This window comes from Phycisphaeraceae bacterium (genome assembly GCA_019636795.1).
Classification (GTDB): Bacteria; Planctomycetota; Phycisphaerae; order Phycisphaerales; family UBA1924; genus JAHBWW01.
In genome coordinates, this window is record JAHBWW010000003.1 from 77,041 (window position 1) to 94,330 (window position 17,290).

Sequence of the window (17,290 nt, forward strand, 5' to 3'; positions counted from 1 at the left end):
GAGACCGATTCAGAATTCGTGTTGGAACAACCGTAGAATACGCGACTTCGAGGCGAGATCCAACCGGGCACGTTTTGCACAAGGAATTCAATGTGAGGAACGAACACCTTACCCCGCGACAGACGGTGCTGATGCCGGGCGATGCGGCCCCCGATTTTTCGCTGATGGACCAGGACCGCAAGACGCGGAAGCTGTCTGAACTGGTCGGGAAGAAAGGGGTGATGCTGTGCTTTTTCCCGTTCGCGTTCACATCGGTGTGTGCGAGCGAGATGGAGTGCGTGGCGTCCGAATTGTCCAGAGCGCGCGAGACCGGGCTGGAAGTCGTGGGGATTTCGTGCGACAGTTTCGCAGCACTCAAGGCATGGGCGGATCAGTTGGGGCTCAAGCAGGTGCTGCTGGCCGATCTGCACCGGGAGGTCTGCCGGGCGTATGGGCTGTACTGGGCGGATATGAATGTCGCGCATCGCGGGACGGTTGTTGTGGAGAAAGTTGGGGGGCAGTTGAAAGTGAAATGGTCCGAAGCAAGAGAGCCTGGTCAGGCAATGGACTTTGACAGCATGTTGGCACACGCCGGGGTGGCATAAGTTCTCGATTTTGGACGCGGACTACCTGAACAGGGGAAGGATTTAGAGTGGCACAGACGCCGATGGTGTTGATTATTCGTGATGGCTGGGGCGAAAATCCGAACTCGGAACATGATGTGTTCAATGCGGTGAAACTGGCGAGGACGCCGGTGTCCGATCGTCTGATGACCGAGTGGCCCAGCACACTGATCAAGACAAGCGGGGAAGATGTGGGATTGCCCGCGGGGACGATGGGCAATTCGGAGGTCGGGCACCAGAATATCGGCGCGGGGAGAGTGGTCGATCAGGAATCGGTTGCGATCACGAAGGCGTGCCGGGGCGGGCTGGAAAAGAACGAGGTCATTGCCAAGGCAATCGGCCAAGCCAAGGCAAAGAAGCGATCGGTCCACCTGATGGGGATTTGCTCGGATGCGGGAGTGCATGGCCTGCTGGAGCACCTGTACGCGGTCCTGCACGCATGCAAGACGCTGGGCCAGCCCGGGGATCGGGTGTTCGTGCATCTATTCACGGACGGGCGTGATACAGGGCCGTTCTCGGGGATTGAGTTCGCGGGGCAGGTTGAAAGAGCGTGCACGGAGATCGGGGTCGGCCGGATCGCGTCGGTGATCGGGCGGTACTTTGCGATGGATCGCGACAATCGCTGGGAGCGTGTGCAGAAGGCGTATGACTGCCTGACGGGGCGCGGCCAGGTGCAGCGGTCGAAGTCGGCAACTGAAGCGATCAGGGCGTACTACGACACTCCGGCGGCTGCAAACCTCAAGGGCGATGAGTACATCCCCCCCACAGTCATTGCGGCGGATGATGCCGAGGCGCACGCGACGCGCATCAGCAACGATGACACTGTGATTTTCTACAACTATCGCGGGGATAGGCCTCGCGAAATCTCGGCTGCGTTTGTGTTTCCCGATGAGGCGTGGGCGAAGGTCAAGCCGTCGCCAGACTCGGGGCGGATCGGATTTGATCGGGGCGAGCGGCTGAGGGTGTGTTATGTGACGATGACGGCGTATTGGGAGGAACTTGCGGGGCATGTGAAGGTCGCGTTTCCCAAGCCGCCCAAGATGGTAAACATTGCGGGAGAGCATCTTTCGAAGGCGGGGTTGACACAGTTTCGATGTGCGGAGTCTGAGAAATATCCGCATGTCACGTTTTTCTTCAATGACTACCGGGATGCGCCATTCGAAGGTGAACATCGGGAAAACCCGCAGAGTCCGAAGGTATCGACGTACGACCAGAAGCCGGAGATGGCTGCCCGGGAGGTTTGCGAGGCTGTGCTTCGTCGGCTAGATGCTGCGGATTGCGAGGCGTTCATCGTTGTCAACTTTGCCAACGGCGATATGGTCGGGCACACGGGCAATCTGGAGGCGACCGTCCGGGCTTGCGAAGTGGTCGATGAGTGCGTCGGAAAGATTGTGGACAAGACGCTGGCGCGAGGCGGCGCGTTGATCGTGACTGCGGACCACGGCAACGCGGAGCAGATGTGGGATCCGTTGTCGAATACTCCGCACACAGCACACACAACGTATGACGTGCCGATGATCGTGGTGGGCGAGGCGTTTCGAGGTGCGAAACTCAAAGCCGGGGGTCGGCTTGCGGACCTGGTCCCCACCGCCTTGGCGATGATGGGGCTTGAGAAGCCGGCCGAGATGACGGGGATCTCGCTGATTGATCGGTGAGGGTTTCCGAGCGGGCAAGACCTCGCTATCCTGTTGCCATGCTCATTCTTTCAGTAATGATGATGATTGGGATGTCAACGAGCGATCCGCAGGGCGACAGCGGTTCTGTGGCGGTCGATTCGAGGTTGGAGACCGGAACGATCGCGTTTGATTTGCAGAAGGCCGGACCAGCGTTTCTTGAACCGGGGCATACGCGACTGACGTTCGGTGGAGGAGTGGCGTGGGCACTTGAAAGCGACGACGAATCGACGGATTACAACGTCTTCGTGACGTGGAGCCGATTTCTCGTGCAGGACATCGAGATTCGGCTCGAGGGCGGGCTGTGGTACTTCGATCAGGAAGGTGATACGGCGTTTGGATTCAATCCGAGTTTCACGTTTCGATGGCATTTGATCAAATCCGACCCATGGACGATCTTTTCCGACCCATGGACGATCTTTGCGGATGCGGGGATCGGTGTGTTGCTGGCGAGCGACGATGTGCCGTCAGGTGGGACGAGTTTCAATTTCATGCCGCGGGCGGGTGGTGGTGTGACATATCGGCTCAATGACGTTGGGCATCGGCTTGAGCTTGGCGTGCGGTGGCACCATGTTTCCAACGCGCGTGTAACGGGCGACAGCAACAATCCGGATCGCGACGGTGTGATGGTGTATGCCGGATTCAGCATCCCGTTCAACTGAAGTGTGTGATGGGGCAATGTATCAGCCGGCGTCTGCGAGGCGCGGTGTAGCCATGCTATCGAGATCCCTCACGACGATGCGGTTGCGCCCGGATCGTTTGGCCTGATAGAGGGACTTGTCGGCTTCTTCGATCCACTTCCATGGCTCGATCGCGGTCGAACCAGAGGCCCCGGCGATGCCCATTGAGGTGGTGACGAGCCGCTCGGGGTGCTTGGGCCAACGCAGCTGTTCGAAACGGGTACGGATACGTTCACAAAGTTCGGAGGCCTGCTTTGGCGAGGTCTCGGGCATGATGACGGCGAATTCTTCGCCACCATAGCGGCACACAATGTCGGTCTGCCGGACTTCCTTGAGCATGAGGCGTGCGAGCGTCTGGATGACGGTGTCTCCAGCGGGATGGCCGTAGGTGTCGTTGATGGACTTGAAGTGATCGATGTCGACCATGGCCAGTGAAAGCGGGCTGCCATAGCGAATGTTGCGTGCGTGTTCTGCTGCCCATTGTGCATCGAAGTGGGCTCTGTTCCACAGGCCGCTGAGTCCGTCGACTTGTGCCCGCTGTGCGAGCATGTTGAGGAGCGAACTGAATCGAATGGCTGCGCGAACTCGCGCTCGAAGTTCTGCAAGATTGAAGGGCTTAGTCACATAGTCTGATGCGCCAAGATCGAAGGCGGTGACCTTGTCGTCGCTCCCGGTGCGGCCAGAGAGAACAATCACGGGAATTTCGTGGAGAGTGGAGTCGTCCTTGAGGCTGCGAAGAACTTCGAACCCGTCCATTTTTTCCATCTGAAGGTCGAGAATGATGACGGCGGGGCGCAATGCACGGGCGAGTGCGAGACCTTCTTCGCCAGTAAAGGTGGTCACGAGATCGAGAGACTCGGAGCGCAGGCGTGCCTGAAGCAGACGATGAATATCGGCGCAATCGTCGATGAGGAGCACGACGGGTTTGATCTCGTCGTGGGCGTGTTGTTCGGGGCCGACTGTGTGCATGCGAGCACCGCCGATGCAAGAGACTCAGGTGTGGCGAACGCCGGCGACAGCGTGAGAACAGAGAGCAACGAGCTCGCGGAACTGGTGCTCGACGCCATCAAGAGCGTCGGACTGGACTGGACGATCGCGAAGTGGGGATTCGAGTTCGCCCGCTGCGATCCCGATGCTCTCGAACCCGAACCCGGCTGCGGAGCCCTTGAGTTGGTGTGCGAGTCGGCGGAGCGAGCCGAGATCGGCGGAGTTCCACGCTTGTTCGAGTGCGGCTACACGTTGCGGCAGTTCCTGGATGAAGAGACCGATAAGTTCCTTCATCTCGGGATCATCGGCAAAGGTACTGGTAATCGGATCGCGCCGGAATGCGTCTTGGCCCATGCTGAGACCTCCCTCATCAATGTCTTCGGCATTGCAGCCTACCGAGTTGATGGGAGACCAGCAAAAGGAATCGGCGTGATGCACGCCTGTAACGATTCAGGATGCAGGGTCGCGGCGCTTAGAGTGGCGAACAATAACGCCTGTCGCGAGATACACGACGTCCTCGGCAATGTTGGCCATGAGATCACCAACACGCTCGAGTTCTCGGCCGATGCGGTAGGCCAGGAGGGCGTGTTGCACGGCTGAGACATCGCGTTCGATCCATTCTCGGACTTCCTCGAAGAGTTTTCGGTCGAGGTCATCGATGACTTTGTCACCCGAGATGAGCATCCGGGCGGCATCGACGTCTTCATTGAGCACGGCGCGGAGGAGGTTGTGGCACATGGCCGGGACGCGATCCCCCATGTCACGCAGGGCGGTGGGCCAGGGAATATCGGAAGAATTCTCAAGTCTTCTCGTGATCTTGGCAATTGAGGACGCGTGGTCGGCGACGCGCTCGACATCCTCGTTGACCTTGAGGCAGAAAGTGAGCACGCGAAAGTCGTGAGCGAACGGCTGCCGAAGGGTCATCAGACGCAGGCACTCCTGCTCGATGGCCACTTCTTCTTCATCGACCCGGTCTTCCTGTCGGCGCACGTCGGCGGCCTGTTCGTGATTGCCGGTCCAGAGTGCTGTCAGAGAAGACTCGAGCATCGCAATGGCATATGAGGCTTCAGTCACCAGACGGCGACGCAGGCGCAGCAGCTCTCGTTGGAGCATCGAATCGCCATCGCGTGAAGTCCCGAATTGACCAAAAGCCTCAGCAGCCATGAGCAACGCCTCTCTCCAGCACTCAGCAAGGAACCCTACGCGATGGAAAATGTCACAAGAGTGATCCTATGCGCAGATTTAACACTTATCGGCGCTGCAGCGATGGGAACTCAAACTTTCGGCTGAATCGGGGGGTTCAATCTGTGCCTGAGAATCCGGAGGAGGGTTTCGGGCGCGAGGTGATTGGGCGGAAGACGAAGATAGATTTCGGACAATGGTTCGCCGCTGATATCCCGAGCATTGGTTTGGGCGAGTTCGGGACCGATGACTCGGACGGTTCCCTGCCCGGTACGGAGCAATGCGGCTGCGGGTTCTGGGTTTGACGAAAGAAGGACAACATCCTGCCCGCGTATGGTGAGCGTACGGATATCGACAGCGGCCGCCGCCACGCGAAGTTCTGCGAGCTCGAGTAAGTTTTCGACCTGCGTAGGCGGTGTGCCGTACGCGGCTTCGAGGTCAGTGCGGACGATCTCGATTTCGGCGCGTGTAGGGGCGATGGCGATGCGTCGGTAGGCTTCGAGGCGACGCACGTCGGACGGAATGTAATGGCGTGGTATAAGACCAGACACTCCGATTTCAACGGTTGTGGCGCTTGGAGGCTCAATGGCGCGGCCATGCGTGAGTTCCTGAACGGCTTGTTCGAGCAGGCGGCAGAACATCTCGTACCCAACAGCGGCGATGTGTCCGGATTGCTCGGCACCGAGAATGTTGCCAGCGCCGCGAATCTCAAGGTCGCGCATGGCAATCTTGAACCCTGCACCGAGCATCGAGTATTGCTCGATGGCCTTGAGTCGCTTCTGAGCCACCTCACGCACCGTTCGTTCTGGGGAAAGAAGCAGATAGCAGTATGCGCGATGCTTATAGCGTCCGACTCGGCCTCGGAGTTGGTGGAGATCGGCCAGACCGAAACGGTCTGCATCGTTGATGATCATGGTATTGGCGGTCGGATTGTCGATGCCAGATTCGATGATGGTGGTGGAGACGAGAATGTCGGCCTGGCGACGCATGAACTTGAGCATAACTTCTTCGAGTTCGCCCGGCGGCATCTGTCCGTGGCCTACGACAATGCGAGCACCAGGGGCCAAACGCTGCACTTCGCCAGCGACGCTGTTGATGTTGTGAACTCGGTTGTGGACGAAGTAGACCTGGCCTTCGCGCGCCAGTTCGCGTGCAATGGCTCGTGCGATGCGCTCGGAGTTATATGGGATGACTTCGGTGACGATGGCGCGGCGGTCGAGCGGAGGAGTCGAGAGGCTTGAGATGTCGCGCAGGCCGAGCATAGCCATGTGAAGCGTGCGCGGGATCGGAGTGGCCGAAAGGGTGAGCACGTCAACGAGCATGCGCAATTGGAGCAGGCGTTCCTTGTGTTCGACGCCGAAGCGTTGTTCTTCGTCGATGATGACCAGTCCGAGGTCGGCGAATCGGACGTCCTTTGATAAAAGGCGATGCGTGCCGATGACGACATCGATCTCACCCTTGCGCAGACGCATGAGTGTGTCATTGATTTCTTTCGTGGTCTTGAAGCGGCTGAGGGACTCTACGCGAAACGGATAATCGCGAAATCGGCTCGAAAAAGTGCGTTCATGTTGCTCGGCAAGGACGGTTGTGGGGACAAGCACAGCAACCTGCTTGCCGAACTCACAGGCCTTGAATGCAGCGCGGATGGCCAGTTCGGTCTTGCCGAAACCAACGTCGCCACAAAGGAGGCGATCCATCGGGCGCGGGGACTGCATGTCGCGTTTGATCTCCCCTACTGCTGCGAGCTGGTCTTCGGTTTCCTGGTACGGAAACTCTGCTTCAAACTCCTGTTGCCATGGCGTGTCGGCAGCGTACTGGATTCCGGGAAGATGCTCGCGTGCGGCACGAACACGCAAGAGTTCGGCAGCCAGATCGCGGACAGAATCTGCCACGCGTTCTTTCTGGTTTTTCCATTTGACGCCGCCGATGGTCGAGAGCGGAGGCTTGCCGCTGAATCCGCCGACGTATTTCTGAACCTTGTCGATCTGAGTGCACGGAACGTGGAGGCGAGAGGAACTGGCGAACTCGAGAGTCATGTACTCCTCGCGTTCGGACTTTGGAGGCTCGGGCTGACCCGGGAGGCGTCGAGGTTTGAGCAATTGCAGGCCGACGAAGAGGGCAATGCCGTGATCGGCGTGGACGACGTAATCACCGACAGAAAAGCCGAGAAAGGTGTCGGTTGCGCGCGACTGGCGAAGTTTGGCGCCGCGGCGGCGGGCATCGAAGCGATGCAGAAGTTCGTGGTATGGCAAAACAGCGACACGATTCGGCTCTTCAATCACAAAGCCACGATGTACATACCGATCGATGCTCACGATCGCGGGTCGATTCGGAATGTGCTCAGCCAGGAGTTCGACAAATCGGGACTTCTCGCCTTCGTTCTGGCACGCGATGACGACTTGCGATTCCTCTGCGAGTCGGCCCAGATCTGCAAAGGCTTCTGGTGTGTCCTGAGCGATTGGAGGAAGCGACTCGAAGGGGAGTTGGATGCGGACGTCGGCGGAGGAGGCACCGCCCGAAAACTGATTGACTTCGATGAGCAACGCGCTGTGCTGTTCGAGACGTGAGAGAACAGCCGGGGGGCCGAAGATCCCGCGGCCGTCGGTGACGCGCTCGAAGTAACCTCTGGCCTGTTCGACGATTTCGAGTGTCTCGGCAAGCATGGCCACGAGAGTGGGCGGTAGGATGTCCACAAAGCACACGCCTTCGCAGTGCAGAGCCTTATGTGCGTCGGGTGTGACGATGTTGACGGATTGAATTTGCCGATCGGAGCCAAGGGTGTCGAGATCGACTTCGTTGATGCGTTCGATCTCGTCGCCGAAGAAGTCGAGACGAATGGGGGTTCCGGAGGCTGCCGGGGTGAAGATATCGAGGATTCCTCCTCGGACGGCAAAGTCGCCTTGTTCTTCGATTGCGTCGGTGCGACGATAACCAACACTGACAAGCCACGTGCAGAACTCGGTCTGGTCAAGCGGCTGGCCAACGCGAATGGTGCGGACAAGAGATTCCATTGCGCCTTCGGTCGGGACGGACTGCATCAGCGCCTGGATCGACGCGACGAGCACGCACGGTTTGTCTGGCAGAATTGCCGATGCAGTACGGACGGCCAATAGCCGTTCGGCGAGCAGGTCGGCGTGGACCGACTCTTCGCCTGCGAGAACTTCCATAGCCGGAAGTTTGAGGACCGGGCACGAATTGGGGTCGTCGGCAAGTTCATCGAGCACTTCATCGGCATCGTCGAGGTGTGCTGTGACGAGTAATACGGGTACACCGAGTGAGAGTGCGAGAGAGGCCGCGAGGAAGGTCGTGGAGGAACCTGCGACACCGGTAGCCACGCAGCGTCTGCCGGCGCGCACCTGCCCTGCGAGGTTCGAGACCTTTGGTGCCGTGCTGATGATCTTGATGATGTCCATACTGAACAAGAGTGCTTCGAGCGGGCAGGCTCGATGCGAAGACATTATTCGAAGACGATCAGGTCTTCGAGGCGTTCGAGTGTGCGGGGGCCGATGCCCCGTACACGGTCAAGATCGGAGAGGGTTCGGAATCGGCCGCGCATGCGTTCTTCGATGATTCGCTGGGAGAGTGCGGGCCCGATTCCTGGCAGGAGTTCGAGCTCTCGCTGTGTGGCTGTGTTGACATTGATGCGAAGTGGAACCGGAGAACTGCCAATGGGGGGCGGCAGTTGCTCGGGTATCTCGGGCGCTGGAGTTGTAGTGGCCTGAATGGGCGGTGCCGATTGTTGAGGTGAAACGGGTTGCTCGACAGGGGTGGCGATCTGTTGCTGAGCCGGAGGTTGCTGAGGCGGGGCATCGGGGATGGGTGCGGGTGAGCGTGAGGCAAGCACAGGCGGCAGCGGCACCTGGTATGCGGGTGCGGGCGCTGGCGAGCGACTTCCGACAAGCGCCCATGCCGAACCCATCACCGCCAGACCTGCGACAAAGCAAGCAATGTACTTGCAGAGCACCATGGTCGAACTGTGTGTCGAGTTCAAAGATGTCATGGATCTAGTGTAACGTCTGGGGGGTGGTCAGTGAGCAACGGGTTTACCGCCGAGGACTGAATAATCTTCGAGTCCGCGCGGGGGGCGTTCGTTCTCGAGGGCATCGCGGAGTTCAACGATGCGTTCGACGATGACTTTGGGGTGGCCGCTGACCGAGATCAGGCCGCCTCGGGGCATCTCGGCGGGCTGGGGAAGGTCATACAGCTCGTGCCAGCAGACGCTCTGAATGAATGGTTTGGAAAGGGCGATGGCCAAAACTGAGGTGGCCCAGTCGGCCTGGACCTGCTCGGTCCAGGGCTTGCGCCACGAGCCGGGATTTCGGTCAGCCAGTTCGGGGTGGCCGACGGATTCTGGCGTTGCGCTAGGGGCACCAACTGCGGTCAGGCTGATCGGTTTTTCGAGCATCGCGCATCGATCAAGCATGGCAGAGAACTCCATAAGATCGCGCACGGATTGGCCCTGTTCGGGCTGCCCCATCTGCACGCGCAGGCCGAATGAATCGACCATGATGCCCGATTGCGTGAGCATGTCGGCGTAGAGCAGAGGCGGAAGCGAGCGGCGTGAACCTGTGTAGTACTCGCCCCACGGATGCGTGAGTTCGACCTGGATTCGTGCGGCCGGGTGCAGTTTGCGCACCACCATCACGCAGATGCGGGTCAGGTCCATCATCTGGTCGAACGTCAACGCGAAGTTCGTGTTTGCGTGCAAGCCCGAAACAATGGTCCAGCGTGCGATGGTGCGGCGATATCGCGTCACGACATTCTTGACGTGCTCGTACACGAGTTCGCGCAGTGTCTCGTAGTCATTCTCCCAGATATAGAGCCAATCGGGAACCGAACAGGGTCGAAGATCGACGACTGGTCCGGCGACAACAGGGAGTTTTGCCTTGCGCACGGCCCATTCGATCCAGCGGTCTGTGTTCTGAAAAAGGTACCGGCCTTCGGTTGGTTCCATCTCAGCCCATCGCATGGGCATGGTGACGAACTCGGAACACTTGAGGGCGACATCCTGGGCGGTGTCGAAGAAGGCTCCGGGGGAGATTGCGCAGCCGAGTGCGGGGCGCATGGGCAGGATGACGCCGACGCGGTTGGGGGAAATTACGGTTGCGACGACACCTCGTGCGGTGCGGTCGGCCGAACCGCCGGGTTGATCTTCGAGTGCCTGACGGTGCAGTTGCCCGGACATGCGAGGCCCGAACTCCGTCGCGGCGTTGAGTAGAGCGAGTCGTTCGCTGGCATCGATGGCGAGCCAAAGAGCGCGCAGCGCAAGGCGATTGGCGTCGGCCGAGTAGCCGAATGTGGCGGAGGTTCCTTCGCTGTTGTCGCCAAGACCGTGCCTCTGGGCGACGAGGGCATCGGTGAATGTGAGCCTTGCCTGTTCAAAGAGCTGCATGATCTGGTGATCGCGCGGGAGGTCGAAGAGTTGCCAGTCCTCGAGTTTGTAGAGAAACAACATGAGGCGATGGCGTGCGAGTTCGAGCGTGAGGAGATATGGCTCGTCGCGTTCGGGAAGCAAGCAGGTCTGGAGCGTGAGAACCCCCAGAGCGGTCAGACGGTCGAAAGACATGACTTCGGCTTCGGGAGATGGCGCGGCTTCGCCAAGGGCTTGAGCACCCTGAGCTCGACGGGCACGCTCGGCACGGATTTTTTCCCGAAACGCCTTTTCGTCGAGCATTTCGTCGCCGCTGCGGGTGGGCGCGAGTTTGTGCAGGACCGCCGAATCGAGGGCGATTTGCATGGACAGGCCGGCAGCCTCGATATTGGGCTTGATGCAACGGATCAAACCATCCTCAAAGCGAATATCCCCCGCAACCGGAGAATTGTCGGGGCCGACAAGATGGGCGTGGCGCACTGCGAGCGTGGTCGCGGGAAGGTCGCCATCGAAAACTACGAAACTCAGCATGCTGGACCCTGGCCTCCGCCTTTGGAGGATGGAAACTGTACGATCGTGCCCCGGCTTGGGCGAGTCGGAACCGCAATGACTTTCGGGCAGGGGGAATCGGCGGATACCATTGGCCGTGAGCAACTCTCCCCCCACCGAAAACACCAGTGTTCGCGGAACAGACCTGCGCCTTTCAGGGCGTGCCGAGGGAAAGGTACGCGACGTCTACCACCTTCCGCCAGGAACGATCGCGGAACGGGCTAGTCTGCTGCTGGTGGCATCGGATCGGATCTCGGCCTTTGACGTGGTGATGCCGTCACCGATTCCTGGAAAAGGGATCCTCCTGACGGAAATAGCGACATTCTGGCTTCGGATGATCGAGTCGGCGGGGCTTTGCCGAACTCACCTGATCTCGACGGACGCGGGGCTGATTCCTGAGTCAGCATTCGATGGGGCGAGCGTGACGCGGGCGGACCTGCATGGACGGAGCATGATCGGTCAGCGGTGCCGTGTTGTGCCGATCGAGTGTGTGGTGCGTGGATACCTTGAAGGCTCGGGATGGAAGGACTATCGGCACACGGGTGGGATTTGTGGCGTAGAACTGCCGCGTGGGCTTCAGCAGTGCGAAAGACTCCCGCACCCGATTTTCACGCCTGCGACCAAGGCTGAACGAGGGACACACGATGAGAATGTCTCGTTTGAGCAAGCCTGTGCCGCGGTCGGGCGGGAGTTGATGGAACGATTGCGCGATGTTTCACTGGCGATATATGCGATGGCATCGGCACACGCTGAGAAACGAGGCATCATCATTGCGGATACGAAGTTTGAGTTCGGATTGCCGGTCGATGAGGCCGGGCGCATTATTGATGATGAGCCGATGTTGATCGATGAAGCATTGACGCCCGATAGTTCACGCTTCTGGCCTGAAGCGCATTACCGCCCGGGTGGGCCACAGAAGAGTTTTGACAAGCAGTTCCTGCGTGAGTATCTCGAAACGCTTGTCGAGAGCGGTCGTTGGGACAAGAGCCCACCGGGCCCACGGCTTCCTGAAGATGTCGTGCAAGGAACGCTCGAACGCTATCGCGAAGCGCGAGACAGACTTGTGTACAGTTGAGGCTGGGCGTTACTTCTGCTCGACATTGAGAGAGTCGCGGAAGGCCAGTTCCTGAGCCTCGCGTTGGCGAATGGCTATGCGAAACTCGGCCATGCCAGGAGGCTCGGGAAAGAGCGTCGAAAAGGGCTCGGACTCGCCTTTGGCATGCATCTGCTTGACCACGTCCTCGTATGTCGAGACGAGCGAGTCATATGCGTATTGCTTCAGATCGTTCGGAGCGAGTTGGTAGAGCAGTTCGGCATCGGTCAGAGATAGAGCGTTGAATGTGAGCACAAAGACGATGCCGGCAAAGTACCTGAAGTCTCGGGGAAGGTACTCCATTCGAGCGGTTGTGCCACTGGCGACCATCGGGCGATACTGCTTGACCATGTAGTATTCGTGGGCCTTTGCAGCATACTCAAGCCCGCCGCGGAATCGGTCGGCATCTCCCGCCAGAAGCCAGGCGTAGGCCTGCTGGAGTGAGGCAAAGGTCTCCTGCCGAGCAACATTGGGGGAATCCCAGCGATCGTTCAGATTTGAAAGTACGAACTCTTCGATTGGTCTTGAGTACTGCACCGAGCGGTTCGGATCGTTGATGTTCTGGCCTTCGAATGTGCGCAGGCGTTCGTACCAGCGTTCGGCTTCGGCCACCTGCCCGCGACGAAAGTACATGGACACAACGTCCTGCATGAAGTTTTCGTAGCCGGTCGCGTACGGTGTGAGAGCGCGGCGACGACGGTCCTCGAAGACACCACCCAGTCGAACGATTTGTTCGTGTAGATCGCCATAGGACTCGGAAAAGTAGACGTTGGGCATCGCGAGATAGACACCTTCGCCACCGCTCTTGAACTCGAGGTAGTTGAAGTACACCTCACCGCCGCGCCAGAGTTCGGCAAGAGACTGCATGATCATGCGGTTGGTGTTCACAAAGTCGAACGCGGTGGCGTTTTCGAGACTGACGCGTTCCTCGCCCCGTTCGACACCCAGAGCGGACCAGTAGAGTGCGTGAGCCATGGGATGACGCCAGTCGATGGGGCCCCACCGACGGGTGAGACGTTCCATCGTGTGCGGATTCATGTTGAAATCGTCGATGATGACACGTTTGCGGGCGTGTGCGATGAACACATCCCAGGCCTGCTCGTACTGTGGATCTGCGAGAAGCTCGGCGAATGCCTTGTTTTTGTCCCCCCACTCGCTGACATAGAGCCCTCGCAGTGGAGAGCCTACGAGTTCGCTGTGAAATGTGTACCTCGTCAGCAACTCGCGATAGGACTCGAATCCGACGCGGGATTCGATCTGGGCGATGAGTGCAGCTGCATTTGGTGATCGCGCGATTACACCCGCTCTTGAATCGGGCGCCTCGACAATGACACGGATCCAGTTGGCGAAGAGATTGATGACATCTTCGCGTGACTGCGAGTCGGCCAAGCGGACAAGTGGCGGACGCCCGAGAATCTCGGTCCATTCTGCCGCGACCTTTCGCTTATAGAACTGGCTCGAATCGTCTGTATAGCCGCCGATTTTGTGGATATAGATCCACGAAAGTTCCTTGTAGAGAAGCATCTCATTAGGGTTGTACTTGATGCCTTCATCGCGGAGGAGGCGAATTCCAGCCTGAACCCACTGCCAGCGCTCTTCCGGAGTCTGCGTGACGACTGAGATGTTGTAGGCCATGTTCCAGGCGTGGAATGCCCACACACGCGGAAAACGAGGTTGAAGGCGAGTGATGGCCTTGGAGAGTTCGATCGCCTCGTAGTACTTGCCCTGTTCCTTGAGCTCGTTGGCGCGGATCCAGAGAATGTTGACGAACAGGCCTCGGAACGCGCCCATCGCGATGCCCAGCGCAACCTGCGGCGGATCACCTTCTTCGACGCGATCGGTATACGAGAGTTTGTGCTGTCCGACCGAGCCGGCGAGTTGGTACGAGAACCCCGCCGAGACGCTGAGTCCGAGCAAAACGCACCCGATGGCGATGATCCTGATGATGAGGCCGGAGTTCACGAGATCATCCTTTGCACACAATCAACCTTGACCCGAATACACCGCCAACTGGCGCTTGCGGAAGATTGCGACGCCTATGGCGTAGAGTACGAATGTGACGATGCTGAGCACGACAACTGCAACCGCAACGGTCTGCCACGACATGATGCGACCCTGAACGAGGCGATCGACCGGGCGAAGTTCCGAATACACGCTGAAAAATCTGGCGACGATGGTCGAAACGATTGCAGCGAGTTGCTTGAGCAGGACTTCCTTTCCTGAGTGGTCGGTAGTACTGAAGGATTCCATCGACTTGGTGAGGAATCCTGCAGATTCGGCCATCAGGAAGACGGAAATGGCTACGAGCGAAGCGACAGAGAAACTGAGAAATGTCGCCGCCCAGATCGAGAGCATCGCCAGAAATGCCAGTTTGATCCACAGCACGCCGGCGACTCGGACGAAGTTTATCTGAAATCCACTTGCTCGGTAGGCGATTTCGATGCCGCCTGGTGGGAACGTGATGGTGGCGGGGTTGGGGGTGATGAAGGGCACGCCATCTGGTGTTACGCGCAACTCGCCGTTGTAGACGCGAATACTCAGTTCGCCGGGGTTTTCATGTGCGGGCTGGCCGATGTACTCGGGCGAGAGCGTGATCGTGTGATTGATGCCAAGAGCGGTGCGTCGGGTGATGATCTGCCCGGTGGGCATGAGGAACGAGAGGATGTAGAACTCGTCGGGGCGATTTCCGGCTGCATCAACCCGATAGCGAAGCGTGATCGGCAGATCGCGAGCCTTGGCGCGTTCGAGCCCGGTGAACGTGTACATCTCGCCAACCATCTCATTGATCGGGTCGATCGATCGATACGATTGCACGAGGCTCTTGAAGAGATCACTTTGGACCTTGGCTCGCTCGGCCGGATACGTGGCGAACTCCGGATTGAGCACTCGCTCGCGGCGAATGAACTCCTCGACCGCTTCAAGAAAGTCTGGATCTGAGGGCGAATACGGATTGACAGGATCAACGCGACGGACAGCGGTGAGCACCTGCGTTTCGAGAATGAGGCGGTCTTCTGAAACACCACCATCGGCGGCAACATACGCCTGGACTTCGCCATACGCCGGCTGCGAGCGGAGGTACTCGACGAACAGAAAAATGCCGGTGCAGCAGACCGACAGCAGGACTCCCTGAAGCGCGACAATACCAATCCATTTGCCGAGGAGATACTTCCACGCAGGTACGGGCTTGGTCATGGTCTGCCAGATGACGCGAGTGCGTTGCTCGTTGCTGAGCGTGGTAACGCCGAATACGAGAGTGAGCACCGCGATCAGCCAGAACGAGCCGCCGGTGCTGTACTGAAGGAAAGACTGGAGGCGGTATCGCAGCGGCTGCCCGGAGTCGAGCACACCCGGGAGCGCGGCAAGGCCGAAAATCAGCAGGACGATGAAGACGAGCGAGACTCGCATGCGTACCGCTTCGGCGAGGACGTTGCGCGCTATAGCCATCACTGGCCCAGGCCCGGAGAGCAGAATGCGCACGCCCTGCATCAATGCAGTGAACGAAGCCGTGAGTGCAACGATGCCGATGAGCAGCCTGGCGTAGATTGCGGTGCTGCTGTACATCGAAAGCGGCCAAGCCAAGCCAAGCGCAAAAAGCAGCAAACCCAGATACGTCAAACCGAGCCCGAGCCACACGACAATACAGGCGACGATCGCGATGGATCCGACAAGCACGCCAAAGCCCGAAACACTCTGTGATCTTTCGAGCAGTTGGCCGATGATGCGAGCGGTCTCTTCGGAGGCTCCGGGCGCAAGGCCCGTCGCTGTTCCGGATGTGACAGAAACGGCGTACCACCCAAACACGGCCACTGAAGTAATGAACACAAGGGCCGTCGCGAGGATCTTGAACAGACGCGACTGCTGCACGCGATCAATCTGGCTCCAGCGGTCTTTGAGACTCACCGGCTAGGCTCCTCGTCTGCGTCGTCGGAATCAACCAGCGAGTCGATCAAACTTCGATCAACCTGCGGCTGCGGAGCGGTTCGCGCTTCATGTTGCTCAACGGGTGATGACACTTCGGGCTCCGGCTCTGACATCAGGTCGCTGATAAGCGAGTCTGATTCATCGGTTGCTTGTTCGCTGACGTCCCGACTTCTGCTCTGCTCGAACGCCTCATCAACACTCGACGGGCTGGGCTCGTCGCGGGTAAGGCTTGCGATGAGTTCATCGCCTTCGGGCGTCGAATCAGCGCGGAGAAATGCAGCAGTTTCCCCGCCGTGCATCGCTCCCGAAGTCGATGCCTTCTCAGCCTGAGCACGCTCTACGATGCCAAGGAAGAGTTCTTCGAGTTTTTGACGTGGCTTGGTGACGCGGCGAATGGACTTGTCGCCGGAAGACCGCCGACGGATGATCGCGTCGATTTCGGAGATAGTCTGATCGTCGAGCTCGTCGGTCTCGATGGTCGTGAGGTTTTTGCGCGTCAGGAGTTTGTCACACGTGCCCTCATCGCGGATACGCCCGCCATAGAGAATGACCATGCGGTTGACAACATCCTCAACATCTGCCAGAAGGTGGCTCGAAAGAATGATCGTCTTGCCTCGACGACCAAGCTCCAGGATGAGATCCTTGACTTGCCGGGTGCCGATCGGATCCAGGCCGGTGGTGGGTTCGTCGAGAATGAGCAGATCGGGATCGTTGATGAGTGCCTGTGCAAGGCCTATGCGGCGCTGCATGCCTTTGGAGTACTCTCGCACGGGGCGAAACTGAGCATGCGTGAGGCCCACCATGTCGAGCAGTTCATCGATGCGGCGGTGGCGTACTGAGCGATCAAGATTGAAAAGTTTGCCATAGTAATCGAGGGTCTCGCGCGCATTGAGAAACTGGTACAGATATGACTCTTCTGGCAGATATCCGATACGACGCTTGGTGCGGACATCGGTCGGGAGGTTCCCGAACACAACGGCACGGCCCGAAGTCGGCTTGAGCAAACCCAGAAGCAACTTGATCGTCGTGCTCTTCCCAGAACCGTTTGGACCGAGAAGCCCAAAGATTTCGCGGGGCATGACGTTGAACGTGACGCCATCGACTGCGCGAGCGCGATCGCGCAGCCAGAAGTCCTTGAAGACCTTGGAGAGCCTCATGCACTCGACAACAGGCTTGGACTTTTTGGCTTCGCCGGCTACTTCAACCATGCTTGCATGCTCCTGGCATTCGTC

General features: G+C 58.9%; 13 protein-coding genes. 4 read left to right on the forward strand and 9 right to left on the reverse strand.

Annotated features, from left to right (window positions below):
• Positions 1-92: 92 nt before the first annotated feature.
• The 3 genes from KF757_06515 to KF757_06525 all read left to right on the forward strand — a co-directional run bounded on the left by KF757_06515 (position 93) and on the right by KF757_06525 (position 2,937).
• Entirely contained in the window at positions 93-584 is a 492-nt protein-coding gene (locus KF757_06515) for a redoxin domain-containing protein (protein MBX3322626.1), read from the forward strand.
• A 47-nt stretch (positions 585-631) separates the two neighbouring features.
• Positions 632-2,257, forward strand: a complete 1,626-nt coding sequence (gpmI, locus tag KF757_06520) for a 2,3-bisphosphoglycerate-independent phosphoglycerate mutase (GenBank protein MBX3322627.1) — start codon at positions 632-634, stop codon at positions 2,255-2,257.
• Between the two features lie 71 nt (positions 2,258-2,328).
• Positions 2,329-2,937 (forward strand): acyloxyacyl hydrolase, encoded by a 609-nt coding sequence (locus KF757_06525; protein MBX3322628.1) that lies wholly within the window; start codon positions 2,329-2,331, stop codon positions 2,935-2,937.
• Between the two features lie 21 nt (positions 2,938-2,958).
• Here KF757_06525 and KF757_06530 read toward each other — a convergent pair whose 3' ends face one another.
• The 6 genes from KF757_06530 to KF757_06555 all read right to left on the reverse strand — a co-directional run bounded on the left by KF757_06530 (position 2,959) and on the right by KF757_06555 (position 11,026).
• Positions 2,959-3,924: a diguanylate cyclase gene (locus KF757_06530; GenBank protein ID MBX3322629.1), complete on the reverse strand. Its 966-nt coding sequence runs from the start codon at positions 3,922-3,924 to the stop codon at positions 2,959-2,961.
• A 24-nt stretch (positions 3,925-3,948) separates the two neighbouring features.
• Positions 3,949-4,296, reverse strand: a complete 348-nt coding sequence (locus KF757_06535; protein ID MBX3322630.1) for an Hpt domain-containing protein — start codon at positions 4,294-4,296, stop codon at positions 3,949-3,951.
• A gap of 96 nt (positions 4,297-4,392) precedes the next feature.
• Positions 4,393-5,106: a phosphate signaling complex protein PhoU gene (phoU, locus tag KF757_06540; GenBank protein MBX3322631.1), complete on the reverse strand. Its 714-nt coding sequence runs from the start codon at positions 5,104-5,106 to the stop codon at positions 4,393-4,395.
• Between the two features lie 110 nt (positions 5,107-5,216).
• Positions 5,217-8,582: a transcription-repair coupling factor gene (gene mfd / locus KF757_06545; protein ID MBX3322632.1), complete on the reverse strand. Its 3,366-nt coding sequence runs from the start codon at positions 8,580-8,582 to the stop codon at positions 5,217-5,219.
• The gene (locus KF757_06550) at positions 8,582-9,124 is read right to left on the reverse strand and encodes a ComEA family DNA-binding protein (protein ID MBX3322633.1); all 543 of its coding nucleotides are present in this window, start codon (positions 9,122-9,124) and stop codon (positions 8,582-8,584) included. Before KF757_06550 ends, mfd begins: the two co-directional genes overlap by 1 nt.
• A 27-nt stretch (positions 9,125-9,151) precedes the next feature.
• Complete coding sequence (locus tag KF757_06555) at positions 9,152-11,026, reverse strand: endo-1,4-beta-xylanase (GenBank protein MBX3322634.1); 1,875 nt, start codon at positions 11,024-11,026, stop codon at positions 9,152-9,154.
• A 115-nt stretch (positions 11,027-11,141) separates the two neighbouring features.
• Here KF757_06555 and KF757_06560 point away from each other — a divergent pair, with 115 nt between their 5' ends.
• Positions 11,142-12,119, forward strand: a complete 978-nt coding sequence (locus tag KF757_06560; protein ID MBX3322635.1) for a phosphoribosylaminoimidazolesuccinocarboxamide synthase — start codon at positions 11,142-11,144, stop codon at positions 12,117-12,119.
• 9 nt (positions 12,120-12,128) lie between these two features.
• On the opposite strand, the gene KF757_06565 is transcribed toward KF757_06560, so the two are convergent.
• Genes KF757_06565 through KF757_06575 form a run of 3 tightly spaced genes read right to left on the reverse strand, consistent with a single transcriptional unit; the run spans position 12,129 to position 17,266 of the window.
• Complete coding sequence (locus KF757_06565) at positions 12,129-14,099, reverse strand: hypothetical protein (GenBank protein ID MBX3322636.1); 1,971 nt, start codon at positions 14,097-14,099, stop codon at positions 12,129-12,131.
• A 21-nt stretch (positions 14,100-14,120) separates the two neighbouring features.
• Complete coding sequence (locus KF757_06570; protein ID MBX3322637.1) at positions 14,121-16,037, reverse strand: hypothetical protein; 1,917 nt, start codon at positions 16,035-16,037, stop codon at positions 14,121-14,123.
• Positions 16,034-17,266 carry an ABC transporter ATP-binding protein gene (locus KF757_06575; GenBank protein ID MBX3322638.1) on the reverse strand — a complete coding sequence of 411 codons (1,233 nt, stop codon included), beginning with the start codon at positions 17,264-17,266 and terminating at the stop codon, positions 16,034-16,036. Before KF757_06575 ends, KF757_06570 begins: the two co-directional genes overlap by 4 nt.
• Positions 17,267-17,290: the final 24 nt, after the last annotated feature.

Bases quoted from the DNA above. Each gene is read 5' to 3' on its own strand.
- KF757_06525 (MBX3322628.1), top strand. From the start codon at position 2,329: ATGTCAACGAGCGATCCGCAGGGCGACAGCGGTTCTGTGGCGGTCGAT.
- KF757_06530 (MBX3322629.1), bottom strand. From the start codon at position 3,924: ATGCACACAGTCGGCCCCGAACAACACGCCCACGACGAGATCAAACCC.
- KF757_06535 (MBX3322630.1), bottom strand. From the start codon at position 4,296: ATGGGCCAAGACGCATTCCGGCGCGATCCGATTACCAGTACCTTTGCC.
- phoU (MBX3322631.1), bottom strand. From the start codon at position 5,106: ATGGCTGCTGAGGCTTTTGGTCAATTCGGGACTTCACGCGATGGCGAT.
- mfd (MBX3322632.1), bottom strand. From the start codon at position 8,582: ATGTCTTCGCATCGAGCCTGCCCGCTCGAAGCACTCTTGTTCAGTATG.
- KF757_06550 (MBX3322633.1), bottom strand. From the start codon at position 9,124: ATGACATCTTTGAACTCGACACACAGTTCGACCATGGTGCTCTGCAAG.
- KF757_06555 (MBX3322634.1), bottom strand. From the start codon at position 11,026: ATGCTGAGTTTCGTAGTTTTCGATGGCGACCTTCCCGCGACCACGCTC.
- KF757_06575 (MBX3322638.1), bottom strand. From the start codon at position 17,266: ATGGTTGAAGTAGCCGGCGAAGCCAAAAAGTCCAAGCCTGTTGTCGAG.